The organism is Georgenia ruanii, from assembly GCF_009193175.1.
Classification (GTDB): Bacteria; Actinomycetota; Actinomycetes; order Actinomycetales; family Actinomycetaceae; genus Georgenia; species Georgenia ruanii.
The window spans coordinates 143540-167532 of sequence record NZ_VUKE01000007.1; the positions used below are offsets into that span (position 1 = coordinate 143540).

Sequence of the window (23993 nt, forward strand, 5' to 3'; positions counted from 1 at the left end):
GACGTCGCTGTCTTCTCCGAGACGGCCGGTGGGGTTCCGGGCTTGCCCCGCGAGGTGCCATCGTATATCTTTTCAGATATCACGCAAGGCGAGGCGCAAGGGCGAGGGAGCTCATGACTGACAACACCTTGATCGCGACGGGCACCGACCCGAGGTTCGCGGCCCTCCCAGGCCGCCCTGGCAAGATCGTCGCGATCCATCTCAGCTACGCATCGCGCGCCGACCAGCGGGGCCGCCGCCCGGCGGCGCCGTCGTACTTCTTCAAGCCGTCGAGCTCGGTGGAGGCCTCCGGCGGGACGATCGAACGTCCGGCCGGCACCGAGCTGCTGGCCTTCGAGGGGGAGATCGCGCTCGTGATCGGCGCCACGGCTCGCCGCGTCCCGCTCGCCGACGCCTGGAGCCACGTCGCGTGGGTGACGGCCGCGAACGACTTCGGCCTGTACGACCTGCGGGCCAACGACAAGGGCTCCAACGTCCGCTCCAAGGGCGGCGACGGGTTCACCCCGATCGGCCCGGCCCTCCTCGACGCCCGCACGCTCGACCCCGCCGCGCTGCGGCTGCGCACGTGGGTCAACGGCGAGCTCCGGCAGGACGACACGACGGCCGGGCTCATCTTCCCCCTCGCCCAGCTCGTCGCCGACCTCTCCCAGCACTTCACGCTCGAGCCGGGCGACGTGATCCTCACCGGCACCCCCGCCGGGTCCTCGGTGGTCGTCCCCGGCGACGTCGTCGAGGTCGAGGTGGATGCCCCCGACGTGCCCGGAGCCCCGAGCTCGGGCCGGCTCATCACCACCGTGACGCAGGGCGTGCACGGGTTCGACGACGCGGTGGGCTCGCTGCCCGCGGTCGACGACACGCAGCGGGCCGAGGCGTGGGGCTCGCGCGCCGCCGCCGGGCTGGAGCCCGAGGCGGAGCCCTTCCGCCTCACGGGGGCGCTTCGGGACAAGCTCCACCGCGCCCCGGTGGCCGGCCTGAGCGCGCAGCTGCGCAAGCGGGGCCTGAACAACGTCACGGTCGACGGCGTCCGGCCCATGCACCCGGAGGCCAAGCTCGTTGGTACCGCCCGCACCCTGCGGTTCGTGCCCAACCGGGAAGACCTCTTCGCCAGCCACGGCGGGGGCTACAACGCCCAGAAGCGCGTCTTCGACGCCGTCGGCGATGGCGAGGTCATCGTCATCGAGGCGCGCGGCGAGGAGGGGTCGGGCACCCTCGGCGACATCCTGGCGCTGCGGGCCCAGGCGCGCCGCGCCGCCGGCATCGTCACCGACGGCGGCGTCCGCGACTACGACGCGGTGGCCGCCGTGGGCCTGCCGGTCTACACCAAGGGCGCGCACCCGGCGGTGCTGGGCCGCAAGCACGTGCCGTGGGAGGCGGACGTGACGATCGGCTGCGGCGGCACGACCGTGCAGCCCGGCGACGTCGTCGTCGGCGACCGCGACGGCGTCCTCGTCATCCCGCCGTCGATCGTGGAGGAGGCCGTCGACGCCGCCCTCGCCCAGGAGGACGAGGACGCCTGGATCGCCGACCAGGTCGCCGCGGGTCACCCGGTCGACGGGCTGTTCCCGATGAACGCCGAGTGGCGGGAGCGGTACCAGGCATGGCGCGCCAGCAGGTGACGCCCCCGGCGACCGCGGGGACCTCCGTCTCCTGGAGCAAGTCGCAGCAGGCCTACCACTGGCTCAAGGAGAGGATCCTGAGCCAGGAGTTCACCCCGGGCTACCGCCTGGTGCTGGCCACCGTCGCGGCAGAGCTCGGGATGAGCGTGGTGCCGGTGCGCGAGGCGATCCGGCAGCTCGAGGCCGAGGGCCTGGTGACGTTCACGCGCAACGTCGGCGCGCAGGTGTCGATGATCGACAACGCGCAGTACCGGAACAGCATGGAGGCCCTGGCGATGCTCGAAGGCGCGGCGACCGCGCTCGCGGCCCCCGGGCTGACCGTCGCCGACGTCCGTCAGGCGCGCGAGATCAACGAGCTGATGATCGACACCCTGGACCACTTCGATCCCCGGGCGTTCACGACGCTCAACCAGAAGTTCCACTCCATCCTGTTCGCGCCGTGCGCGAACCCGCGGCTGGTCGAGCTCGTCAACGCCGAGTGGGCGCGCCTGGGGCACCTGCGCGAGTCGACCTTCAGCTTCGTGCCCGGCCGCGCGCAGGAGTCCGTGCGGGAGCACGAGGGCATCCTGCGGCTCATCGAGGCCGGCGCGCCCCCGGCGGAGATCGAGAGGGCGGCCCGGGGGCACCGCTCGGCCACCCTCGCCGCCTACCTGAGCCACCAGCACCCCGACGACGAACCTGTGCATCCCGGCGAGGCGCCGGGCAGCTCCGCTTCCCCAGCCTCAGCGCTGGGCCGACCCGCATCCTGACCGCATCCCACCGGAGGATCCCATGAGTGACACCAGGACCGAATCGACCGCGACGGCCGCGCACCACGTGCCCGCCGACCTGCCCGACCGCATCCAGCACTACATCGACGGCGAGTTCGTCGACTCCGCCGACGGCGACACGTTCGACGTGCTCGACCCTGTCTCGAACCAGACGTACCTCCGGGCCGCCGCCGGCAAGAAGGCCGACGTCGACCGCGCCGTCGCCGCCGCCAAGCGCGCGTTCGAGGAGGGGCCCTGGCCCAGGATGCTGCCGCGTGAGCGCTCCCGCGTGCTGCACCGCATCGCCGACATCGTCGAGTCGCGCGACGCCCGGCTCGCCGAGCTCGAGAGCTTCGACTCGGGCCTCCCGATCACCCAGGCGCTCGGCCAGGCCCGCCGCGCCGCCGAGAACTTCCGGTTCTTCGCCGACCTGATCGTCGCCCAGGCCGACGACACCTTCAAGGTGCCCGGCCGCCAGATCAACTACGTCAACCGCAAGCCGATCGGCGTCGCCGGGCTCATCACGCCCTGGAACACGCCGTTCATGCTCGAGTCCTGGAAGCTCGGCCCGGCCCTTGCCACGGGCAACACCGTCGTGCTCAAGCCCGCCGAGTTCACGCCGCTGTCGGCGTCCCTGTGGGCCGGCATCTTCGAGGAGGCCGGCCTGCCCCAAGGCGTGTTCAACCTCGTCAACGGCATCGGCGAGGACGCCGGCGACGCGCTGGTGAAACACCCGGACGTGCCGCTCATCTCCTTCACCGGCGAGAGCCGCACCGGGCAGATCATCTTCGCCAACGCCGCGCCGTACCTCAAGGGGCTGTCGATGGAGCTCGGCGGCAAGTCCCCCGCCGTCGTCTTCGCCGACGCCGACCTCGACGCCGCGATCGACGCGACGATCTTCGGGGTGTTCTCCCTCAACGGCGAGCGCTGCACCGCGGGCAGCCGCATCCTCGTCCAGCGCGAGGTGTACGACGAGTTCGTCGAGCGCTACGCCGCGCAGGCCAAGCGCGTGATCGTGGGCGACCCGCACGACCCTCGCACCGAGGTCGGCGCGCTCGTGCACCCCGAGCACTACGAGAAGGTCATGAGCTACATCGAGATCGGCAAGTCCGAGGGGCGCCTCGTCGCCGGCGGCGGGCGGCCCGAGGGCTTCCCGACCGGCAACTACGTCGCGCCCACGGTGTTCGCCGACGTCGCCGCCGACGCCCGCATCTTCCAGGAGGAGATCTTCGGTCCGGTCGTCGCGATCACGCCGTTCGACACCGACGAGGAGGCGCTGGCCCTCGCCAACGGCGTCAAGTACGGCCTCGCCGCATACGTGTGGACCAACGACCTCAAGCGGGCGCACAACTTCGCCCAGGCGATCGAGGCCGGCATGGTGTGGCTGAACAGCAACAACGTCCGCGACCTGCGCACCCCGTTCGGCGGGGTCAAGGCCTCGGGCCTCGGTCACGAGGGCGGCTACCGCTCGATCGACTTCTACACCGACCAGCAGGCCGTGCACATCACGCTCGGCAAGGTGCACAACCCCACCTTCGGCAAGGTCGAGACCCACGAGGCGACGGACCTGGACGACCCGGACCCCCGCTGAGCCGAGGGGCGCGCCGCGCCGGTCTCGGTGCGGCGCCCTCTCGACCCGAACTCCTGAATACCCGAACACCCGAACCCGCAGAGAAGCAAGGACGCTGACGTGAGCACTCCCATCAGCCAGAACTCTCCCGAGCCGGTCGTCACCGCGCAGGACCCGATCCGCTCGAGGGACCCCATCCCCACCCCGAAGGCGGCGCCGCCGGACATTCTGCGCTGCGCCTACATGGAGCTGGTCGTCACCGACCTGCAGGCCTCCCGCAACTTCTACGTCGACGTGCTCGACCTGGTGGTGACGGAGGAGGACGAGGAGACCGTCTACCTGCGGAGCTTCGAGGAGTTCATCCACCACAACCTCGTGCTGCGCAAGGGCCCGGTCGCGGCGGTCGCCGCGTTCTCCTACCGGGTGCGCACCCCCGAGGACCTCGACAAGGCGGTGGCGTTCTACACCGAGCTCGGCTGCCGGGTCGAGCGACGCCCGGAGGGGTTCACCAAGGGCATTGGCGACTCGGTGCGGGTGGAGGACCCGCTGGGCTTCCCGTACGAGTTCTTCTACGACGTCGAGCACGTCGAGCGCCTCGCGTGGCGCTACGACCTGTACACCCCCGGCGCGCTCGTGCGGCTCGACCACTTCAACCAGGTCACCCCGGACGTGCCGCGGGCGGTGAAGTACATGGAGGACCTCGGCTTCCGCGTGACCGAGGACATCCAGGACGCCGAGGGCACCACCTACGCCGCCTGGATGCGCCGCAAGCCCACCGTCCACGACACCGCGATGACCGGCGGGGACGGGCCGCGCATGCACCACGTCGCCTTCGCCACCCACGAGAAGCACAACATCATCGCCATCTGCGACAAGCTCGGCGCGCTGCGCCTGTCGGACCACATCGAGCGCGGCCCGGGCCGGCACGGGGTCTCCAACGCCTTCTACCTCTACCTGCGCGACCCCGACGGCCACCGCGTGGAGATCTACACCCAGGACTACTACACCGGCGACCCCGACAACCCGGTCGTCACCTGGGACGTGCACGACAACCAGCGCCGCGACTGGTGGGGCAGCCCCGTCGTGCCGTCCTGGTACACCGAGGCCTCCCTCGTCCTCGACCTCGACGGCAACCCCAAGCCGGTCGCCGCGCGCACCGACACCAGCGAGATGGCGGTCACCATCGGCGCCGACGGCTTCTCCTACACACGCAAGGGCGACGAGCCCGACGCGCTGCCCAGCTGGAAGCAGGGCGAGTACAAGCTCGGGCACCAGCTGTGACCTCACTCTTCCCGCCGGCTACCGGCGGGCCCGACACGATAGAAAGACTGGGAGGACCGGATGCTCTCGCCTGAGACCATTGCCGCGATCGCTGACGAGCTCGCCGAGGCGGAACGCGCCCGCACTGCCGTCCCGCCGTTGAGCGGCCGGCACCCCGAGATGAGTATCGAGGACGCCTACGCCGTGCAGAACGAGTGGCGCCGCCGCGCCATCGAGGCAGGCCGGCGGCCGGTCGGCCGCAAGATCGGGCTGACCTCGAAGGTCATGCAGGCGGCGACCGGCATCGACGAGCCCGACTACGGGGCCATCTTTGCCGACATGGTTCTCGAGAACGGTGCGGTCATCGAGCATGGTCGGTTCTCCACCGTGCGGATCGAGGTCGAGCTCGCCTTCAAGCTTGCCGAGCCCATCGACGGCCCCGACGCCACGGTCTTCGACGTCCTCCGGGCGACCGAGTACGTCGTTCCGGCACTGGAAATCCTCTCCTCGCGCATCGAGCTCAAGGACAAGACGATCGTCGACAACATCAGCGACAACGCCGCCATGGGCGCGATGATCTATGGCGGCAACCCGGTTCGCCCGGGCGAGGTGGACCTGCGGTGGGTCTCGGCGCTGCTCTACCGCAACGAGACAATCGAGGAGTCCGGCGTTGCCGCGGCCGTGCTCAACCACCCCGCGATGGGCGTCGCGTGGCTGGCGAACAAGCTCGCCCAGCACGGCGACCGGCTCGAGGCCGGCGAGATCGTGCTCGCCGGCTCGTTCACCCGGCCGATGTGGGTGGACCCGGGGGACACCGTGCTGGCCGACTTCCGAGAGCTGGGGACCATCGCATGCCGCTTCGTCTGAGCCCGACCTTCCGCGACGCCCTGACCACCCAGCGCGTCCGGGGCGCGGCGGCACGCCCCCTCGCCGGCATCTGGGTCTGCTCGGGCAGCCCGCTCGTCGCCGAGATCTGTGCCGGATCGGGCCTGGACTGGGTGCTCATCGACATGGAGCACTCCCCCAACGGCCTCGAGTCCGTCCTCGCCCAGCTCCAGGCGGTCGCGCCGTACCCGGTGACCCCGCTGGTGCGCGTGCCCATCGCCGACGTGGTGACCATCAAGCAGGTGCTCGACCTCGGGGCGCAGAACCTGCTCGTGCCGATGGTCTCCTCGGCCGAGGAGGCCCGCGCCGTCGTCGAGGCCGTGAGGTACCCCCCGCGCGGGCGCCGCGGCGTCGGCTCGGCGCTCGCCCGGTCGGCGCGGTGGAACCGCGTCGACGGGTATCTCACCGACGCCGACGCGCACGTGTCGCTCTTCGTGCAGATCGAGACCGCGGAGGGCGTGGCGGCCGCCGCGGAGATCGCCGCCGTGGACGGCGTCGACGGCGTCTTCGTCGGCCCGTCCGACCTCGCCGCGTCCATGGGGGTCATCGGTCAGCAGAGCCACCCCGACGTCGTCGCTGCCGTCCGGCGCGCCTTCGACGCGGTGCGCGCGGCCGGCAAGCCGGTCGGCGTCAACGCGTTCGACCCCGCCGTCGCCCGCGCGTACATGGAGGCCGGCGCCGCCTTCGTGCTGGTGGGCGCCGACGTGGCGCTGCTCGCCCGCGGCTCGGAGGCCCTCGCCGCCGCGTTCGTGCCCGCCGCCGACGACGGCGCCCGCGCGAGCTACTGACGAAGGCCGGCGCGCCGCTCGGGCGCGCCGGCCGTACTCTCTCGACGAGCAGCCGGTCACCCGGCCCGGCGGCGCTCCCCCGGGCCGGATGCTCCCGCCGCCGCTCCGCACCGCCGCGGGGCCCACGACACACCCGCCGCTCCGCACCGTCGCGGAGCCCCGACAGACCCCCCGCTCCGCACCGCCGCGGGGCCCACGACACACCCGCCGCTCCGCACCGCCGCGGAGCCCCGACCGAAAGGCCACTCCCGTGACGAGAACCGTCTCCGAGGTCGTCGCCGCCGCCGTCGCCGCGCTCGCCGATGACGTCTTCGCCCTGATGGGCAACGGCAACGCGTACATCCTCGACGCGCTCGCGCGCACACCGGCGCGGGTCACCGCCGTGCGCCACGAGGCCGCCACCGTCGCCTCGGCGGACGCCTACCACCGGGTCTGCGGGCGCCTGGCGGTGGCCACGACCACCTACGGGCCGGGGTTCACCAACACCCTCACCGCCCTGGCCGAGGCCGCCAGGGCGGCCACCCCGCTCCTCCTCGTCGTCGGGGACGCGCCCACGGCCGGGCCCCGCCCCTGGGACGTGGCCCAGCCCCAGCTGGCCGCGGCGGTCGGGGCCGTGACCATGGTCCTGGACGCCGCCGCCCCGGGCCGCACCACCGTCGAGGCGGCCGCGCACGCCCTGGCGCACCGGGTCCCCGTCGTGCTCGCCCTCCCCTACGACCTCGCCACCGCGCCCGCCGCGGACGACGCCGTCCCGGCCATGCCGCCGCCGCCGGCCCCCGCGACGCCCGACCCGACCGCCCTGGCGCAGGCCGCCCGCCTGCTCCAGGCGGCCGAGCGCCCGCTCGTCCTGGCCGGCCGCGGCGCCAAGGCCGCCGCCGCGCAGCTGCGTACGCTCGCCGACCGCCTCGGGGCGCTGACCGCCACGAGCGCCCCGGCCCGCGGGCTGTTCGCCGGCCGGCCCTACGACCTCGGCGTGTGCGGCGGCTTCGCCTCCGAGCCGACGGCGGACCTCGTCCGCCAGGCCGACGTCGTCCTCGTCGTCGGCGCCGGGCTCAACCAGTTCACCACCTCCTTCGGCTCCGCCTTCGCCCCCGGCGCGCGCGTGATCCAGGTCGACGTGGCCGAGGCCCCCACGCACCCGGTGGTCGGTCACTACGTCCGCGGCGACGCCGCCCTCGCCGTCCTCGGGCTTCTCGAGGGGCTCGACGGCCGGCCCGCCCCCGCCGAGCCATGGGGCGGGGTGGCCGCCGCGGCCACGGACGGCCGGCTCCAGTTCGCCCGGCCCGCCGGCGACGACGCCGCCCCGGACGGCCGGCTCGACCCGCGCACGGTGATGCGCCGCCTCGACGCGCTGCTGCCCGCCAACCGGCTCGTGGTCTCCGACGGCGGGCACTTCCTCGGCTGGGCCAACACCTACCTCGACCTCCCCGCCGCCGACTCCATCACCCTCGTCGGCACCGCGACCCAGGCCATCGGCCTCGGCTTCCCCTCCGCGCCCGGCGCCGCCGTGGCCCGCCCGGACGCGCTGACCGTCGTCGCCACCGGCGACGGCGGCGGCCTCATGGGGCTGCCCGACCTCGACACCCTCATCCGCTGTGCCCGCAGCGCCCTCGTCCTCGTGTTCAACGACGCCGCCTACGGCGCGGAGGTCCACCAGTACGGCTCCCAGGGCCTGGACCGCACGCCGATGGTCATCGACGAGGTCGACTTCGCCACCGTCGCGCGCGGCCTGGGCGCCGCCGCGGCCACCATCGCCCGGCTCGAGGACCTCCAGGCCGTGGAGGACTGGCTCGGCGCGGGCGCCCCGGGCACGTTCCTCGCCGACCTGCGCATCTCCCAGGGCGTCGTCGCCCCCTACATCCAGGAGATCGTCCAACGCACCCTCGTGCGGCGCTGACCTCGGAGCGCAAAGCCCTCGCTATTCGGCGCGCAACCACCGCCCGCGACACGCGGCCAGCGGTTGCCGTCTGGCACGAAGTCCCCCGGGGGGCTCGGCGCCCCCGGGGAGTCTCGGCGCCGGTCCAGCGGACCGACGCCGAGCCCCGTCGGCAGACGCGTGGCGACCTCGCGGGACGGTCGCCACCAGCGCCGGCTTCAGTAGCTGATGACCTGGGGGGCGCCGAGGTGCTTGAGGCCCTCGACGCCGAACTCGAGGCCGTAGCCGGACTGCTTGGCGCCGCCGAAGGGCACGCGCGGGTCGACGGCGCCGTGCTTGTTGATCCACACGGTGCCGGCCTGGATGCGCGCGGCGACGGCCCGGGCCGCCTCCAGGTCGGTGCCCCAGACGGAGGCGCCGAGGCCGACGTCGAGGGCGTTGGCCATGGCCACCGCCTCCTCGATGCTGGAGTACTTGATGATCGGCAGGGCCGGGCCGAACTGCTCCCGGGCGACCAGCGGGTTGTCGTTGGCGATGTCCGCCACCAGTGTGGTGGGGTAGAAGTAGCCGGGCTGGTCGGGGTCGGGGTCGCCGCCGACCAGGACCCGGGCGCCGGCGTCCTTCGCGGCCTGCACCAGGGACGCGACGATGTCGAACTGGGCCTTGTTCTGCAGCGGGCCGAGCACGTTGGTCTCCTCCAGGCCCACCCCCATCGGCATCTGGGCGGCGACCGCGGTCAGCGCCTGGCACACCGCCTCGTAGAGGTCCTCGTGGACGTACAGACGCTTCAGGGCCGCGCAGGTCTGCCCGGTGTTGATGAACGCCCCCCAGAACAGGTCCTGGGCGATAGCCGCCGGGTCCGCGTCGGGCAGGACGATGCCGGCGTCGTTGCCGCCGAGCTCGAGGGTCAGCCGCTTCACCGTGTCCGCGGAGGAGCGGATGATCGCCTTGCCGGTGGCGGTGGAGCCGGTGAACATGATCTTGTCCACGCCCGGGTGGGCCGCGAGCCCCTCGCCGACCTCGCGCCCGCCGGAGACCACGTGCAGGACACCCTCGGGCAGCACCTCGTTGAGCACGCGGGCGAGCGCGAGCACGCTCAGCGGGGTGTACTCCGAGGGCTTCATGACCACGGTGTTGCCCATCCGCAGGGCCGGGGCCAGCTGCCAGACGCTGATCATCATCGGCCAGTTCCACGGCCCGATCGCCCCGACGACGCCGAGCGGCCGGTAGTGCAGCTCGGCGCGGCCGCCGCCGTCGTCGACGAGGACCTCCGGGGCCAGCTCGAAGGCGGCGGTGGTACGCAGCCAGGCCGCGCAGGCGCCGACCTCGAAACGGGCGTTGGGGCCGTTGAGCGGCTTGCCCTGCTCGCGCGAGAGCAGCTCGGCCAGCGCCTCGGCGGAGGCCTCGACGGCGTCGGCGGCCCGGGTCAGGTACTCGGCGCGGCGCTCGTGGCCGAGCGCCGCCCACGCCGGCTGGGCGGCGCGGGCGGCCGCGACCGCGGCGTCGAGGTCGGCGGCCGTGTGCTCCGGCGCCCGGCCCACGACCTCGCCGGTCGCCGGGTCCAGGATCTCCCGGCCACCCTCGGCCGGCACGACAGAGGCGAGCAGGTCCGCGTACGACAGAGGCGTTTGAGTCTGAGTCTCGGTCATCGTTCTCTCTCAGGTTTGGGATGGTCGGCGAGATGCAGCGGCGCGGCCATGGAGCGGGACGTGCCCCCAGGCCCACACCGATGCGAAAGGGAAGCAGGCAGGTCAGGCGGGGACCGCGGCGGCGTCGGCCGCGACCGACGTCCGATCCCCGCGGCCCAGCTCGTGCGCCACGTTCCGCGCGGCGCGCAGCCCGCTCTCGATGGCCCCGTCGATGAAGCCGCCCCAACCGTCGGCGAAGTCGGAGCCGGCGAGGTGGATGCGACCCTCAGGACGCTGCAGCTCAGCCAGGGACCGGGTGAGGTAGCCCGCGTAGTGCATGGGCCACGTCGAGCGGGAGTTGGGATCGTCGACCCAGTCGTGGCCGGCGATCTCGAGCACCGTCATGCCCGGGACGAGAGCGTCGAGGTGTCGCTGGGCGGCATCGACGTCCTCGACGTCCACGGCGGCGGCATCGGGCCCGAAGCACACGAGGGTGGTGGTGTCCTCGTCGATGTACTCGGCCTGGACGAAGTTCAGCGGAGCGGTCGCCGGCCCCATGGCGACGAAGCGCTCCTGGCGACCTGCCACCTTGATCCACAGCTTGGCCCCGCGCCCCGCCTGGCCACGAGCGGCGGCCGCCACCTTGGTCGGCGAGAGCGCCGGCTCGATGCTGATGCCGTTCAGGACGCTCAGGGGCAGCGCAAGCACGAGCTGCTTCCCGGTGAACCGCTGGCCATCCACGGTCTCGGCCACGGCCGTCGCCCCGTCCTGCCGCACGGCGACGACGGGGTGACCGAGACGGAGGTCTGCACCGGAGTCGTCGAGGATGGCCTCGGCGAGGCGGCGGGTCCCGCCCGCGATCTTGAAGGTCGCGCAGGCCTCGAACATGACCTGCCAGTGCCCGGTCGCCACGGCACACCAGCGCAGGGCCTGGGTGTACGCGGCCTCGTCCAGCTTGCCGTTGAAGTTGAGGGCCCAGAAGGAGCGCAGGAGCTCGCGCTCGTCCTCACCGAGCTGCAGCCCGTCGATGACGTGCGAGACGGTGAGGTGGTCGATGTCGGCCACCGCCGGGTTGGCCAGCGGTGACCACGGGAGCGGGAAGTACCGGCGGGCGTCCGCGAGCAGGGCCCGGTTCGGAGCGTCCAGGAGATCCAGCAGCTCGTCGGCGCCGCCCTCGCGGCGTCGCCCGTTGACCGTCCAGTAGGCCTTCGTGAACTCCGGTCCCGCGACCGGCTCGATGCCGTAGCGGCCCATCTCGGCCCACACGTAGGGCTGGGTCCAGTGGACCCAGGTGCCGCCGAGCTCGAGGTTGCGTCCCATCCGCTCGTCAAGGTGCGTGCGGCCGGCGACGCGGTCTCGCGCCTCGAGGATGGTGACCTTGAGCCCGCGGTGGGAGAGCTCGCGGGCGGCGATGAGCCCGGCAAACCCGGCGCCCACGACGATGACGTCGGTGCTGTTCACGTGGTGCTCCTAGCTGTAGACGAAGAACTCGACGGTGGGTTCGACGACGGTCCAGCGTGTCATCGCGCCCCGGGAGAACGAGGCCATGGAGCCGGCGGTGAGGTCGAAGGCGTCGCCGCCCTGCACCTCGATGCGGAGGTGGCCCGAGACGATGTAGACGGTCTCGTCCTCCTCGATGGGCAGGTCGAAGGGCTCCGGGGCGTCGTCGGGGCTGACGGTCCAGATGCCCGCGGAGAGGGCCTCGTTGCCGTTGTCGCCGGGGCGGCGGAGCCACTGGACGGTGCCGACCTCGAAGGGCTCGAGGGCGGCCGGGTCGTGCGTGGCGTGGAACACCTGGGTCATTGCATCTCCTTCGCGGTGGTGCGGATGAAGTCGTCGGGTCGGTCTGTGGAGGACACGGGAGGTGACTCCGCAACGGCGACGGCGGTCCGCCGTTCGCGCAGCAGGGGCAGCTCGTCCTGGACCCGGCGGCGGATGACGAAGAAGACCACCGAGAGCAGGAGGATGCCGAGGCCGATGGCCAGCTCCACCGGGCCGCCGTAGCCGGAGAGCTTGGAGGACGACGCGCCGATGAGGAGGACGGCGGCCCCGTAGACGGTTGTCACCGCTGCCAGCGGGACGGCGCCGCGCCCGAGCTTGAAGGTTCGAGGCATCTGGGGATGGTCGCGGCGCAGCACGATGAAGCCGGAGACGGCGAGCAGGATGGCCAGCAGGTAGCCGATGTTCGCCGCCACGAGGATCGAGATCGGGTTGGTGACGAACAGGACGAGCAGCACGTTCATGACGACGGCGGTCACGACGGCACGGGCCGGCACCTGGTAGCGGTTGAGCTTCTCGAACTGGCGCGGGACGAGACCGTCGAGCGCTGCGCCGTACATCGCCCGTGATCCGTCCGCCATGCTGGCGTTGACGCCCATGAGGAGCGCGCCGATGGTGATGACCAGCGCCGCATCGCCGGCGAAGCCGGCCGGCAAGGCGGCGGCGAAGCCGTTGACGAAGACCGCCGTGGGGTCGGCCGCGGCGTCCGGCTGCGAGACGAGGCCCCCGATGCCGATCGGCACCAGCGCGAAGACGGCGAAGGTGTAGCCGCCCGAGCTGGACAGGGCGCGGCGGGCGTCCCTGCCGGAGCGGTACTCCGGGGTGAAGGCGGCGCACATCTCGGTGCCGTAGGCCGTCCAGCCCACGAGGTACAACCAGACCGCGGCGTCCTGGATACCGCCCCAGTGGTCTGCACCCGGGTGGCCGAGCCCCCAGGTCAGGTTGCTCACGTCCCACTGCCCGCTGGTCAACGGAGCCACCACGAAGACGAGAAGCGGCACCACCAACAAGGCACCGAAGATCTTGTTGACCCAGGCGGCCGGCTGGGCTCCCAGGAGGTTGGGCACCATGAGCGCGAGCATCAGGACGATCGCGATGACCTGGGCGGCACCCATCTGAGCGACCCCGAGGTCGAGCACCCACGACGCCGACGGGAACCACCTGGCCTGGATGATGGCGCCGGCGGTGAGGCTCACGATCGAGATCACGGCCGACCAGCCAAACCAGTAGCCAAAGGTGGCCATGGCGCCGGCAGGGGCGAACCGCTCCTTCCACGCCTCGTGGGCGTAGACGGGTACGCCACCGGGCTTGTCCGGGAACATGGACGCCATCTCGGCGAAGAGGTAGTTCTGCGCCCACCCCACGGCCGCGGCAAGGGCCCAGATGAACATGGCGGACAGGGCCCCGATGGCGGCCATGGTGGGCCCGAAGGAGACGAACAGCCCACCGGAGACGGCCATGGCGAGCGCGAAGGCGTCTTGCCAACGCAGCGTCCGGTGAAGGCGGTTCTCAGTGTCGGAGTTTTCGTGCATGAGCGAATCAGCCATTGATTCGGCCCTTCAAGAAGGGGGGATCCCGGTGCGGGCAAAGGGCGCCGCCGGGGCTGCGTCAACGCATGAATCAGAACTATGCAACTGCTTAGTTCTGGTTGTCAAGGGGGTGTTCGGCCGGCGTCAAGGGACTGTGGTCGTGCCCGATAAACTCCGGGCATGACGGCGGTCCGAAGCAACAGGTACGGCGACGGCCGCGAGGCGCTCCTGGCGGCGACCGTGGCCGTCGTCGCGGAGAAGGGCCTCCGCGGGCTCACCTTCCGCGCGGTCGCGGAGCGCGCCGGCGTCAACAACACGCTGATCAGCCACCATTTCGGAACCAAGGACTCGCTCCTGCACGCCGCCGTCGCCTGGGCGACCGCTCGAGCCATACGACTCAGCGACCTCTCGGCCACCGAGACGATCGACGCCGACTTCGCCCGCACCCTGGTGGACCTCGTGGCGGCCGAGCCCCATCTGCAGGTCTTCCAGTACGAGTTCGTCCTCGAGTCCCGCCGTCGACCCGAGCTCCGGGACGAGGCGGTCAGCCTGTACGAGGGGTACGTCGATGCGCTCGAGCGCGCTCTCACGAGGCGGGGGTACTCACACCCCAGACCGCTGGCACGCGCCGTGTTCGCCGCCCTCGACGGGCTGGTCCTCCAACAGCTCACCGTGGCCGATGACGACACCGTGCGCGAGGCCGTCGAGCGTGTCGGCGAGCTGCTCGACCGCTCCCCTCACGGTCCGCCGAGAAGCGCGGCCTGACATTCGCGAGCGCCACGTCGGCCCTCCCCGGCGCCGCGCGCGGACCGCGGATCTGCAGGAGAGCTGTCGCCTACCTCCCCTCGGGCCGGTTGCGCCGGGCGACGGCGTCGATCGTCACCGCGATCACCAGCACGATCGCCGTGACGATGTACTTCGCCGCCGCGCTGAACCCGAGCAGTCCCATGCCGTTGTCGATGGCCGCGATGACCACGCCGCCGAGCACCCCGTGCAACGCCTTGCCGCGCCCGCCGAACAGGCTCGTCCCGCCGATGACCGCGGCGGCGACCGCGTACAGCACGAGGGTGCCGCCGTCGAGCGCGGTCGAGATCGACCGCAGCCGCGAGGCGTAGACGATGCCGCCGATGCCCGCGGTGAACGAGCAGAGCACGAAGGCCAGCGTCCGGATCCGCGGAAGCCGGATGCCGGCGCGGCGGGCCGCCTCGGCGTTGCCGCCGATCGCGTAGACGTACAGCCCGAAGCGCGTGCGGCCCAGCAGGTACGTCCACGCGGCCAGGACCGCGAAGACGAGGACCACGACCCACGGCATGCCGTACACCGGGGCGAGCACCCCGCGGTCGGCGTTGCACAGCAGGACCAGCGCCACGCCGCCGGCGAGGGCGGCGAGGATCTTGGCCACGGTCAGCTGGGGCGGCGGGGCGACGAGGCCGGACTCGCGCCGCCGCCGGTCCTGGCGCCACGTCTGGCGCGCGAAGAGGCCGACGATGACGAGCATGACGACCCAGCCCGCCGCCCGGGTGAGCGTGCCGCTGCTGATGGCGTTGACGACCTCGTCCTGGATGAGGATCGAGCCGCCGTTGCCGAGCACCCACAGCATGACGCCCTGCCAGAACAGCAGCCCGGCGAGGGTCACCACGAACGAGGGCAGGCCGAGCCGGGTGATGAGGGTGCCCTGGAGCAGGCCGATGAGGGCGGTGACGACCAGCGCCGCGGCGATCGCCGCCCACCAGGGGAAGCCGGTGCTGGGCAGGAGCAGCTCGGTCATGACGACGGCGCCCACGCCGGCCACGAAGCCGATGGACAGGTCGATCTCGCCGAGGAGGAGCGCGAACACCTCGCCGATCGCCAGGAGGCTGAAGACCGCCGCCTGGACGAGGAGGTTGACGAGGTTCCCGGCCGTGAGGAAGTGGCTGTTGAGCGACTGGAACAGGATCGCGACCAGCACGAGCCCGCCGACCACCGGCAGCACGCCCGTCTCACCGCCCCTGATCCGTTGCACGGACAGGTGCAGGTACTCCCCCACCGACGGCGGCGCGGCGGGCCCGGCCACCGCGGCGCCCGCACCCGGAGGGGTGTCGGCCGGGGGCTTCTCGGCGTCCTGGAGCTTCGACATGACCGCTACCCCCCTGTCCCAGGTGCCTGCGCCGTCCGTGTGGACGCGCCGGTCGTCATGAGGTCCACCACGATCTGGCGGTCGAGCTCCGCGGTGGGGCGCGCGGCGACCATCCGGCCCAGGTGCAGCACGGCGATCCGGTCGGCCACGGCGAACACGTCGTTGAGGTTGTGCGAGACCAGCATCACCGCGTGCCCGCGGTCGGCGAGCCGGCGCACCAGGTCCAGCACCATCGCGGTCTGCGCCACGCCGAGCGCGGCCGTGGGCTCGTCCATGATGACGAGCTGGGAGTTCCACAGCACCGCCTTGGCGATGGCGACGGACTGGCGCTGCCCGCCGGAGAGGGAGGCCACGACCTGCCGGACCGACCGGATGGTCGTCACGGCCAGGCTCGACAGCGTCTCCCGCGCGGCCCCCTCCATCGCCTCCTGGTCCAGCTGGCCGTGACGGACGCGCTCGCGGCCGAGGAACATGTTCTGGACGACGTCGAGGTTGTCGCACAGCGCGAGGTCCTGGTAGACCGTCTCGATCCCGCGGGCGGCCGCCTCGCTCGGCGTGCGCACGTGGACCGGCTCGCCGTTCCACCACATCTCCCCCGCCTCGGGCGGGTGGATGCCCGAGATGCACTTGATGAGGACGGACTTCCCGGCCCCGTTGTCCCCCGCCAGCGCCGTCACCTGACCGGCGGGAAGGTCCAGGTCGACCTCGGTCAGGGCCTGGACCGGCCCGAAGTGCTTGCTCACGCCCCGTAGGCGCAGCAGCGGCGTCTCTCCGTCGCCGCCCGGCGCCGGGGCGGCGCCGGGCGGGGCGGTAGTCGTGGCGTCCGTGGTGTCCTCCCCTGAGGTGGGAGGGGCGTGGCGGGCCGCCCGTGGCCCGCCACGTCCCAGGGTGTGCCCTACTTGATGCCGGCTTGCGCGCAGGCGCTCGCGACGTCGCCGGTGCACAGGTCCGCGACCTTGACCGCGCCGTCCTTGACCACCGTGGCGGCCATGTTGTCGGGGGTCACCCAGACCGGGGTGGTGTAGACCGACTTGATGTCCTTGTTCAGCACGGTGTCCTTGGTCGTGGCGGCGACCAGCGACGACGGCGGCTCCTGGCCCGCCCGCAGGTAGATCGCGAGCGCTGCCGCCGCCTGCGCCTCCAGGTAGATCGGCTTGTAGACGGTGCCGCACTGGTAGCCGGTGAGGATGTTCTGCAGGCCCGGCAGCGAGGCGTCCTGACCGGTGGTCGGGAACTTCTTCGCCGGGGTGCCGTTCTTCTTCAGCACGGCGATCACGGCGTTGGCGTTGTCGTCGTTCGGGGTCACGACGGCATTCGTGGCCGGGTTGGCGGTGAGCTGCTGCTCGAAGGTCGTGGCGGCGACGGACGGGGTCCAGGTCCCGGCCGGCTCCCCGACCTTGGTGAACGTGCCGTCCTTGAACTTCGGGTCGAGCACGCCGTTGTAGCCCTGGGCGAAGAGCTTGGCGTTGTTGTCCGAGGGGTCGCCGTCCATGACGAGGACGTTCGGGGTCGGGACGTTCCAGCCGCCGATGCAGTCCACCGCGCCCTGGCCGATGAGCTTGCCGACCTCGACGTTGTCGAAGCTGACGTAGTACCGGTCGGCCGGGCCGCCGGTGACGAGCCGGTCGTAGTCGATGACCTTCACGCCGGCCGCCTCGGCCTTGGCCTCGATCGCGGCGCCGCTGCCGGGGTCGAGGGGGTCGACGAGGAGCACCGAGGCGCCGGCGTTGATGTCCGCCTCGGCCTGGGTCTGCATGGTGGCGGCGCTGCCGTTGGCGTTGTCGATCTTGAAGTCGGACGCCGACAGCCCCGCCGCCTCGAACGCCTTTGTGAGGTAGGGGGCGTCGTACTGGACGTACCGGGTGGACGTCGTCGTGTCGGGAAGGAGGACGCCGATCATCCCCTTGCCCTGCTTGGCGAGGTCGGTCAGCTGCTTCATGGCGGCGAAGTCGGCGGTGAAGTCGGTCGCCTTGAGCTGAGGTACTGCGGTGGACGTCGTCGACTGCGTCGTCGGGGAGGACGTCGGGGTGTTCGAGCTGCAGGCGGTGACCACCAGCCCGAGACAGAGGGTTGCGCTCGTGAGCGCCACACCCGTGCGTACGGTTCTCATCTGTCTTCCTTTCCTCGGTGACACGACACCCGTACTGCGCCGAATCCTCCGCTCTCTCACCCGAAAAGGGAAGGCCGCACGAACGGCCCGAACAGGTCCACAATCCCAGGCGCACAGGTAGCTCCCAGGCGGTGGCTGCACGATGCCCGACGTGCTCACCGTCGTCTCCCTCGTGGCCCAGTGGGCCGTCTTCGTGGTCCCCGCGGGCGCGCTGCTGGTGTGGTGGCGTGCCGGGCGACGCGACAAGGCGGCCCTGGCCGTCGCCGCCGTGGTGACCCTCGTCCTCGCCGGGATCGGGATCGAGCTGGCGGCGCTGCTGTGGACCGACCCCCGGCCGTTCGTCGTCGATGGCCGGACGGCACTGGTCCCGCACGCCGCCGACAACGGCTTCCCGTCGGACCACACCACCCTGGGCGCCGCCGTCGCCGCCGTCGTCCTTGCGTGGCGCCGCCGCGTCGGCGCCGCGCTCCTGGTGGTGGCGGCCGCGGTGGGGGCGGCGCGCGTCGCCGCCCACATCCACCACGTCCCGGACGTCCTCGCCGGCCTCGCCATCGGCGCGGCGTGCGCGGGCGTCGGGGTCGTCGTCGCCCGGCGGTGCGTGGCGTGGGCGGCCGGGCGGCGCGGGGCGACGCCTCGTGCCGCCGCGTGATCACGCCCACGACCGTCGCCGGGGGACCACGCCTACGACGGCGCCCGCTGGTGCCGGTGGAGCGGGCTGGCCGGGTTGAGCAGCGAGTGCCGCCGTCCGTAGGTGAAGTAGATGATGAGACCGATGACCAGCCACACCGCGAACCGGACCCAGGTCTCCCAGTGCAGGTGGAGGATGAGGAACGCCGACGCGATCACGCCGAACGCCGGCACGACCGGCATGAACGGCAACCGGTAGGAACGCTCCGCGTCGGGGCGGGTGTACCGGAACAGGATCACGGCCACGCACACGACGACGAACGCCGAGAGGATGCCGATGTTCGTCAGGTCGGCCGCGGCGCGGATCGGCAGGACGCCTGCCAGCACGGTCGCCACCACCCCGGCGATCCAGGTCACCCGCTGCGGCGTGCCGTGGCGGTCCACCCGCGAGAACCACGGCGAGAGCAGGCCGTCGCGGCTCATGGAGAACCACACGCGCGTGACCCCGAGCAGGAACGTCAGCATGACGGTGAGGATCGACAGCACGGCGAAGATCGAGATGACGTTCGCGACCACCGGCAGGCCGACGTTGTTGAACGCGGAGGCGAAGCCCGCGAGCGGGTTGATCTGGCTGTAGTGCTGCAGTCCCGTGAGCACCAGCGTGGCGGCGACGTACAGGATCATCGCGATGATGAGCGAGAGGATGATCGCCTTGGGCATGTGCCGGCGCCCGTCGCTCGCCTCCTCCGCGGCGGTCGACATGGCGTCGTACCCGAACACGGCGAAGAAGACCGTCGCGGCGCCGGTCAGCACCGGGCCGAAGCCGTTGGGCATGAACGGGACGTAGTTGCCGGTGTCGATGTAGAAGACGCCCAGCGCGATGATCAGGACGATCAGGCCGATCTTGATCGCCACCGCGATCAGCTCGAACCGTCCGAAGGTCTTGGACCCCCGGCTGAGGATGAACGTCACGAGCAGGACGATCAGCACCGCCGGGAGGTTGATGAACCCGCCCTTGGCCTCGAAGGCGTTGGCGGTGATCGACGTGGGCAAGGTCAGGCCGGTCCCGGCGAGGAAGGCGTCCAGGTAGCCCGAGATGCCGATCGCCACGACGGCCACGATGGCGGTGTACTCCAGCAGCAGGTCCCAGCCGATGAACCACCCGATGATCTCGCCGAGCGCCACGTACCCGTACGTGTACGCCGACCCGGCGCGGGGCACCATCCCCGCGAACTCGGCGTAGGACAACGCCGCGGCCGCCGACGCCAGCCCCGCGATGAGGAAGGAGATCAGGACGGCCGGCCCGGCGGCGGGATTGTCGGCGTCGCCATGGGCGACCACGCCGGCGAGCGAGAAGATGCCGACGCCGACGATGCCCCCGACCCCGATCGCGGTGAGCTGCCACAGCCCCAGGCTCCTGGTGAGCTTGCCGGAGCCGGTCTCGCTCTCGATCTCCTCGATCTGGTCCACGGGCATGCGCCGCCAGATCGAGCCGTGCTCTGACACCATCTCAACCGCTCCCTCCGGTGGGAGCGCCCTGAACCCGGTCCTCGGGCGAAGGTGCGCACAACGAGCGTCACAGCGATCGCGCGCCGCGTCCACCGGAGCGGGCGGCAGGGAGGCCCGCGTCGACGTCCCCCCGACCTGGGTCCGGATCCACGACGTCGAGGCGAGTTCCGCAGGCGGTCGCACACGCCCGTCTCAGGCGGCCGTCTGACGCTCCTCGGCGAGCGACTCGAGAGTCGCCCGGGCGCCGCGCTCGTGCAGCAGGGCCAGCGCCGCCCGGTACGGCCCGGTGAACCGCTCGTCGTCGACGAGGTCCCCGAACAGCTCCCGGTCCCGGAGGAAGGCCAGCGGGTCCTCGCGCTGCCGGGAGGCGACCGCGGTGAGCTGCTCCGCGAGCCGGTCCACCACCTGGATCGGCTCGCCCTGCTCGTCGACCCCCTCGGCGTACCGTGCCCAGCTGGCGACGATGGCCGCCGACCGGGTGACCTCGCCGTCGTGGGCCAGGTTGTGCCGGACGACCGGCAGCAGCCACTTCGGGATGCGGTCCGAGCTCTCCGCGCACAGCCGGGCCACCGTGTCCCTGATGTAGGGGTTGGAGAACCGCTCGATCAGGGTCGTCTTGTACGCGGCCAGGTCCACGCCGGGGACGGGCTCCAGCGTGGGCGTCGCCTCGCGGTTCATGTAGGCGAGGAGGAAGTCGGCGAACAGGCGGTCCTGGCACACGTCGTGGACCAGCCGGTAGCCGGCGAGGTAGCCGAAGTAGCACAGCCCCTGGTGACTGGCGTTGAGCAGCCGGAGCTTCATCAGCTCGTAGGGCTCGACGTCCGCGACGACCTGGACGCCGGCGTCCTCGAACGGCGGCCGGCCCAGGCCGAACGTGTCCTCGAGGACCCATTGCGTGAAGGGCTCACACACGACGGGCCACCCGTCCTCGATCCCGAACCGGCGGGCGACCTCCGCACGGTCGTCGTCGGTGGTCGCGGGGGTGATCCGGTCGACCATGCAGTTCGGGAAGGAGACGTGCTCGGCGATCCAGCTGCCGAGCTCGGGGTCCCGCAGCTTCGCGAAGGTGACGAAGCTCCTGCGTGCCACGTCCCCGTTGCCCTGGATGTTGTCGCAGGACATGACGGTGAACGCCGGCAGCCCTCGCTCCCGCCGCCGGGCGAGGGCCTCGGTGACGAGCCCGAAGGTGGTCTGCGGGACCGCTCCTGGTGCGGCGTCGGCCACGATCTGGGGGTTGGAGACGTCGAACTCGCCGGTGACGGCGTTGATGTTGTAGCCCCCCTCGGTCACCGTCAGCGACACGATCCGCGTCTGCTCGGCCGCCATCTTCTCCACGACGGCGTCGGGGTCGTCCGGCGCCAGCAGGTACTCGACGATCGACCCCACGACCCGCGCCTCGACGTTGCCGTCCGGGTCCTTGACCATCAGGGTGTACAGGCCGTCCTGCGCGGACATGACCTCCGCCATGCGGCGGTCGGCCGGCAGCACGCCGACGCCGCAGATGCCCCAGTCCTGTGCCTTCCCCTGCTCCAGCAGGCGGTCGACGTACATCGCCTGGTGCGATCGGTGGAACCCGCCGACGCCGATGTGCACGATGCCCGTCCGCACCGCGGAGCGGTCGTAGGTCGGCGCGTGCACCTCGGCGGGCAGGTCCGGCAGCGAGGTGGCGTTCAGTGAAGGCATGGCTCCTCCTCTAGCACGGCGGGGACTGTGGGGCCGCCCGAGGGCCCGTGCCGGCCGCGGGCGCCGGGAACTCAGGTGGGCAGCCGGTTTCCGGTCACCACGGAGAAGAGGTGCTCCTTCCCGGGCTGGATCTGGATGTGCACCCGCTCCCCCTTGGCCGGTGGCCGGCTCGGATCGACGCGGGCGATGATCATTCCGCTCTCGGTCGAGCCGCCCTCGGGCAGCCCGGACAAGATCCCGTGCAGGAAGGCGTCCGAGCCGAGCTCCTCCACGACGCCGACCTCGACCGGGAACGCATTGGGTTCGCCCTCCGCGACCACGTCGAGGGCCTCGGGGCGGAACCCGACGGTGACGCGGTCGGACCCCTCGGCCGCCAGCGCACTCGCGGACGCGCGAGACAGCGGCAGGCGTGCCTGTCCCCGGACGGCGTACCCCTCCTCGACCCGGAACTCGGCGATGTTCATGCCCGGCGAGCCGATGAAGCCGGCGACGAAGACGTTGGCGGGTTCCTTGTACAGCCGCAGCGGCGTGTCGCACTGCTCGAGGATCCCGGCCCGGAGGACGGCGACCCGGTCCCCCATCGTCATGGCCTCGACCTGGTCGTGGGTGACGTAGACCGTGGTGGTCCCCAGCCGGCGCTGCAGCGCGGCGATCTGGGTGCGGGTCTGCACGCGGAGCTTGGCATCGAGGTTGGACAGCGGCTCGTCCATGAGGAACACCTGCGGGGAGCGCACGATCGCCCGTCCCATGGCGACACGCTGGCGCTGCCCGCCGGACAGCGCCTTGGGCCGGCGGTCCAGGAACTCCGTCAGGTCGAGGATCTTGGCGGCCTCGGCCACCCGCGTGCGGATCTCCTCCTTGCTCGTGCCGGCGATCTTCAGCGCGAAGCCCATGTTCTCGGCCACCGTCATGTGCGGGTACAGGGCGTAGCTCTGGAAGACCATCGCGATGTCGCGGTCCTTGCTCTTGAGGTTCGTGACGACGCGGTCGCCGATCAGGATGTCTCCTTCGTCGACCTCCTCCAGGCCGGCGAGCATCCGCAGGCTGGTCGACTTGCCACAGCCCGAGGGCCCGACGAGGACCAGGAACTCCCCGTCGGCGATCTCCAGGTCGAGGGCATCGACCGCGGGACGCTCGGAGCCCGGGTAGATGCGGCTCGCCTTCGCGTACGTGACGGAGGCCATCGGGTCTCTCCTTGCCTCTGCGGAACGGGAACCAGGACGTCAGGACTGGGGGTGGACGACGACCTTCACGGTCTGGGGGTCACGGCGGCCGGCGGTCAGCGCCTCCTCGGCCTCGCGCAGCCCGTAGGCCCCGGTGACCAGGCGGTCCAGGTCGATCCGTCCGGAGGCGACCAGGGCGATCGCCGTCGGCCAGGTCCCGGCGTACCGGAAGGTCCCGGTCACCTCGAGCTCACGCTCCTGCAGGACCGAGAGCGGCAGCGGGATCTCGTCGCCGCCCATGCCGACGAGGACGGCCCGGCCGGCCCGGTCGAGGGCGCGCAGCGCCTGGGCGGTGGCCGCCGGATGACCGGAGCACTCGAGGAGGACCTGGGGTGGGCGCTGGAGGTCGGCCAGGCTCGTCGTCCGGGCGTCGACGACGGACGTGGCCCCCAGGTCCCTCGCCAGCGCCAGGCGCGCGGGATTGACGTCGGAGACCACCACCTCGGTCGCCCCGAAGGCCAGCGCCGCCTGCACGCTGACCAGCCCGATGGGCCCCGCGCCGGTGACGAGCACCCGGGAACCGGCGGTGATGCCACCCTTGCGGCACGCCCAGATGCCCACCGAGAGCGGTTCGAGCAGGGCGGCGGCGTCGTCGCTCATGTCCGCCGGCACCGGGTGGGCGAAGGCCGCGTGCACGACGACGTACTGGGCGAGGGCGCCGTCGACCGGCGGGGTCGCGAAGAACCGCATGTTCGGGCAGAGGTTGTACCGGCCGGCCAGGCACTGCTCGCAGGTCAGGTCCGGGACGCCCGGCTCGACCGACACCCGCTGTCCCACGGCCAGCGAGGTGACGCCCTCCCCCAGGGCGGCGACCTCGCCGGACGCCTCGTGCCCCAGGACGAGGGGGGCCTCCACGACGAAGCGCCCGATGCGCCCGTGCTCGTAGTAGTGGGTGTCGGAGCCGCACACCCCCACCGACGCGACGCGGACAAGGACCTCCCCCCGGCTCGGTCGAGGTACCGGCCGCTCCTCGACGACGACGTCGCCCGGCCCGCGCAGCACGGCGGCCCTCATGGTGGACACCTGCCGCGCGCTGGTCGGGGCG

Annotated in this window: 20 protein-coding genes; 9 read left to right on the forward strand and 11 right to left on the reverse strand. The window is 72.0% G+C overall.

Features of this window, described 5'->3' with window-relative positions:
* Positions 1–113 precede the first annotated feature (113 nt).
* The 7 genes from GD880_RS09145 to GD880_RS09175 all read left to right on the forward strand — a co-directional run bounded on the left by GD880_RS09145 (position 114) and on the right by GD880_RS09175 (position 8765).
* A complete protein-coding gene (locus GD880_RS09145; protein WP_152231305.1) occupies positions 114–1616 on the forward strand; it encodes a fumarylacetoacetate hydrolase family protein in 1503 nt (500 codons plus the stop codon).
* Positions 1598–2365, forward strand: coding sequence for a GntR family transcriptional regulator (locus GD880_RS09150; RefSeq protein ID WP_152231306.1), 768 nt, complete (start codon positions 1598–1600; stop codon positions 2363–2365). Before GD880_RS09145 ends, GD880_RS09150 begins: the two co-directional genes overlap by 19 nt.
* A 22-nt stretch (positions 2366–2387) precedes the next feature.
* Positions 2388–3956 carry a 5-carboxymethyl-2-hydroxymuconate semialdehyde dehydrogenase gene (gene hpaE, locus GD880_RS09155; RefSeq protein WP_152231307.1) on the forward strand — a complete coding sequence of 523 codons (1569 nt, stop codon included), beginning with the start codon at positions 2388–2390 and terminating at the stop codon, positions 3954–3956.
* A gap of 156 nt (positions 3957–4112) precedes the next feature.
* Positions 4113–5216, forward strand: a complete 1104-nt coding sequence (gene hpaD / locus GD880_RS09160) for a 3,4-dihydroxyphenylacetate 2,3-dioxygenase (protein ID WP_405002741.1) — start codon at positions 4113–4115, stop codon at positions 5214–5216.
* A 60-nt stretch (positions 5217–5276) separates the two neighbouring features.
* Entirely contained in the window at positions 5277–6062 is a 786-nt protein-coding gene (locus GD880_RS09165) for a fumarylacetoacetate hydrolase family protein (RefSeq protein ID WP_152231309.1), read from the forward strand.
* Complete coding sequence (locus GD880_RS09170) at positions 6047–6868, forward strand: HpcH/HpaI aldolase family protein (protein WP_152231310.1); 822 nt, start codon at positions 6047–6049, stop codon at positions 6866–6868. Before GD880_RS09165 ends, GD880_RS09170 begins: the two co-directional genes overlap by 16 nt.
* A gap of 250 nt (positions 6869–7118) precedes the next feature.
* A complete protein-coding gene (locus GD880_RS09175; RefSeq protein WP_226909510.1) occupies positions 7119–8765 on the forward strand; it encodes a thiamine pyrophosphate-binding protein in 1647 nt (548 codons plus the stop codon).
* Between the two features lie 197 nt (positions 8766–8962).
* Here GD880_RS09175 and GD880_RS09180 read toward each other — a convergent pair whose 3' ends face one another.
* The 4 genes from GD880_RS09180 to GD880_RS09195 all read right to left on the reverse strand — a co-directional run bounded on the left by GD880_RS09180 (position 8963) and on the right by GD880_RS09195 (position 13698).
* Positions 8963–10393, reverse strand: coding sequence for an aldehyde dehydrogenase family protein (locus tag GD880_RS09180; protein WP_152231312.1), 1431 nt, complete (start codon positions 10391–10393; stop codon positions 8963–8965).
* Between the two features lie 102 nt (positions 10394–10495).
* Positions 10496–11833, reverse strand: a complete 1338-nt coding sequence (locus GD880_RS09185) for a flavin monoamine oxidase family protein (protein ID WP_152231313.1) — start codon at positions 11831–11833, stop codon at positions 10496–10498.
* A gap of 9 nt (positions 11834–11842) precedes the next feature.
* Entirely contained in the window at positions 11843–12175 is a 333-nt protein-coding gene (locus GD880_RS09190) for a cupin domain-containing protein (RefSeq protein WP_152231314.1), read from the reverse strand.
* Entirely contained in the window at positions 12172–13698 is a 1527-nt protein-coding gene (locus GD880_RS09195; protein ID WP_152231315.1) for an APC family permease, read from the reverse strand. The genes GD880_RS09190 and GD880_RS09195 overlap by 4 nt, the downstream gene beginning before the upstream one ends.
* A gap of 162 nt (positions 13699–13860) precedes the next feature.
* Here GD880_RS09195 and GD880_RS09200 point away from each other — a divergent pair, with 162 nt between their 5' ends.
* Entirely contained in the window at positions 13861–14445 is a 585-nt protein-coding gene (locus tag GD880_RS09200; RefSeq protein ID WP_152231316.1) for a TetR/AcrR family transcriptional regulator, read from the forward strand.
* 70 nt (positions 14446–14515) lie between these two features.
* Here GD880_RS09200 and GD880_RS09205 read toward each other — a convergent pair whose 3' ends face one another.
* From GD880_RS09205 to GD880_RS09215, 3 genes are all read right to left on the reverse strand, one after another.
* Positions 14516–15796 (reverse strand): sugar ABC transporter permease, encoded by a 1281-nt coding sequence (locus GD880_RS09205; RefSeq protein ID WP_152231317.1) that lies wholly within the window; start codon positions 15794–15796, stop codon positions 14516–14518.
* Between the two features lie 5 nt (positions 15797–15801).
* Positions 15802–16539, reverse strand: a complete 738-nt coding sequence (locus tag GD880_RS09210; protein ID WP_226909511.1) for an ATP-binding cassette domain-containing protein — start codon at positions 16537–16539, stop codon at positions 15802–15804.
* A gap of 152 nt (positions 16540–16691) precedes the next feature.
* Positions 16692–17906 (reverse strand): sugar ABC transporter substrate-binding protein, encoded by a 1215-nt coding sequence (locus GD880_RS09215; protein WP_152231318.1) that lies wholly within the window; start codon positions 17904–17906, stop codon positions 16692–16694.
* Positions 17907–18057: 151 nt separating this feature from the next.
* Here GD880_RS09215 and GD880_RS09220 point away from each other — a divergent pair, with 151 nt between their 5' ends.
* On the forward strand, positions 18058–18555 hold the full coding sequence (locus GD880_RS09220; RefSeq protein ID WP_193314436.1) for a phosphatase PAP2 family protein: 498 nt from the start codon (positions 18058–18060) through the stop codon (positions 18553–18555).
* 32 nt (positions 18556–18587) lie between these two features.
* Here the strand turns inward: GD880_RS09220 and GD880_RS09225 are convergent, their stop codons facing one another.
* From GD880_RS09225 to GD880_RS09240, 4 genes are all read right to left on the reverse strand, one after another.
* Positions 18588–20042 (reverse strand): amino acid permease, encoded by a 1455-nt coding sequence (locus GD880_RS09225; protein ID WP_152231320.1) that lies wholly within the window; start codon positions 20040–20042, stop codon positions 18588–18590.
* A gap of 192 nt (positions 20043–20234) precedes the next feature.
* Positions 20235–21725, reverse strand: coding sequence for a mannitol dehydrogenase family protein (locus GD880_RS09230; RefSeq protein ID WP_152231321.1), 1491 nt, complete (start codon positions 21723–21725; stop codon positions 20235–20237).
* Between the two features lie 71 nt (positions 21726–21796).
* Positions 21797–22909 (reverse strand): ABC transporter ATP-binding protein, encoded by a 1113-nt coding sequence (locus GD880_RS09235; protein WP_152231322.1) that lies wholly within the window; start codon positions 22907–22909, stop codon positions 21797–21799.
* Between the two features lie 39 nt (positions 22910–22948).
* Positions 22949–23962, reverse strand: a complete 1014-nt coding sequence (locus tag GD880_RS09240) for an NAD(P)-dependent alcohol dehydrogenase (RefSeq protein ID WP_152231323.1) — start codon at positions 23960–23962, stop codon at positions 22949–22951.
* Between the last annotated feature and the right edge of the window lie 31 nt (positions 23963–23993).

Bases quoted from the DNA above. Each gene is read 5' to 3' on its own strand.
- hpaE (WP_152231307.1), top strand. From the start codon at position 2,388: ATGAGTGACACCAGGACCGAATCGACCGCGACGGCCGCGCACCACGTG.
- GD880_RS09145 (WP_152231305.1), top strand. From the start codon at position 114: ATGACTGACAACACCTTGATCGCGACGGGCACCGACCCGAGGTTCGCG.
- GD880_RS09205 (WP_152231317.1), bottom strand. From the start codon at position 15,796: ATGTCGAAGCTCCAGGACGCCGAGAAGCCCCCGGCCGACACCCCTCCG.
- GD880_RS09165 (WP_152231309.1), top strand. From the start codon at position 5,277: ATGCTCTCGCCTGAGACCATTGCCGCGATCGCTGACGAGCTCGCCGAG.
- GD880_RS09240 (WP_152231323.1), bottom strand. From the start codon at position 23,962: ATGAGGGCCGCCGTGCTGCGCGGGCCGGGCGACGTCGTCGTCGAGGAG.
- GD880_RS09230 (WP_152231321.1), bottom strand. From the start codon at position 21,725: ATGCCTTCACTGAACGCCACCTCGCTGCCGGACCTGCCCGCCGAGGTG.
- GD880_RS09200 (WP_152231316.1), top strand. From the start codon at position 13,861: ATGACGGCGGTCCGAAGCAACAGGTACGGCGACGGCCGCGAGGCGCTC.
- GD880_RS09170 (WP_152231310.1), top strand. From the start codon at position 6,047: ATGCCGCTTCGTCTGAGCCCGACCTTCCGCGACGCCCTGACCACCCAG.
- GD880_RS09215 (WP_152231318.1), bottom strand. From the start codon at position 17,906: ATGAGAACCGTACGCACGGGTGTGGCGCTCACGAGCGCAACCCTCTGT.
- GD880_RS09150 (WP_152231306.1), top strand. From the start codon at position 1,598: ATGGCGCGCCAGCAGGTGACGCCCCCGGCGACCGCGGGGACCTCCGTC.
- GD880_RS09180 (WP_152231312.1), bottom strand. From the start codon at position 10,393: ATGACCGAGACTCAGACTCAAACGCCTCTGTCGTACGCGGACCTGCTC.
- GD880_RS09225 (WP_152231320.1), bottom strand. From the start codon at position 20,042: ATGGTGTCAGAGCACGGCTCGATCTGGCGGCGCATGCCCGTGGACCAG.
- GD880_RS09190 (WP_152231314.1), bottom strand. From the start codon at position 12,175: ATGACCCAGGTGTTCCACGCCACGCACGACCCGGCCGCCCTCGAGCCC.
- GD880_RS09195 (WP_152231315.1), bottom strand. From the start codon at position 13,698: ATGGCTGATTCGCTCATGCACGAAAACTCCGACACTGAGAACCGCCTT.
- GD880_RS09235 (WP_152231322.1), bottom strand. From the start codon at position 22,909: ATGGCCTCCGTCACGTACGCGAAGGCGAGCCGCATCTACCCGGGCTCC.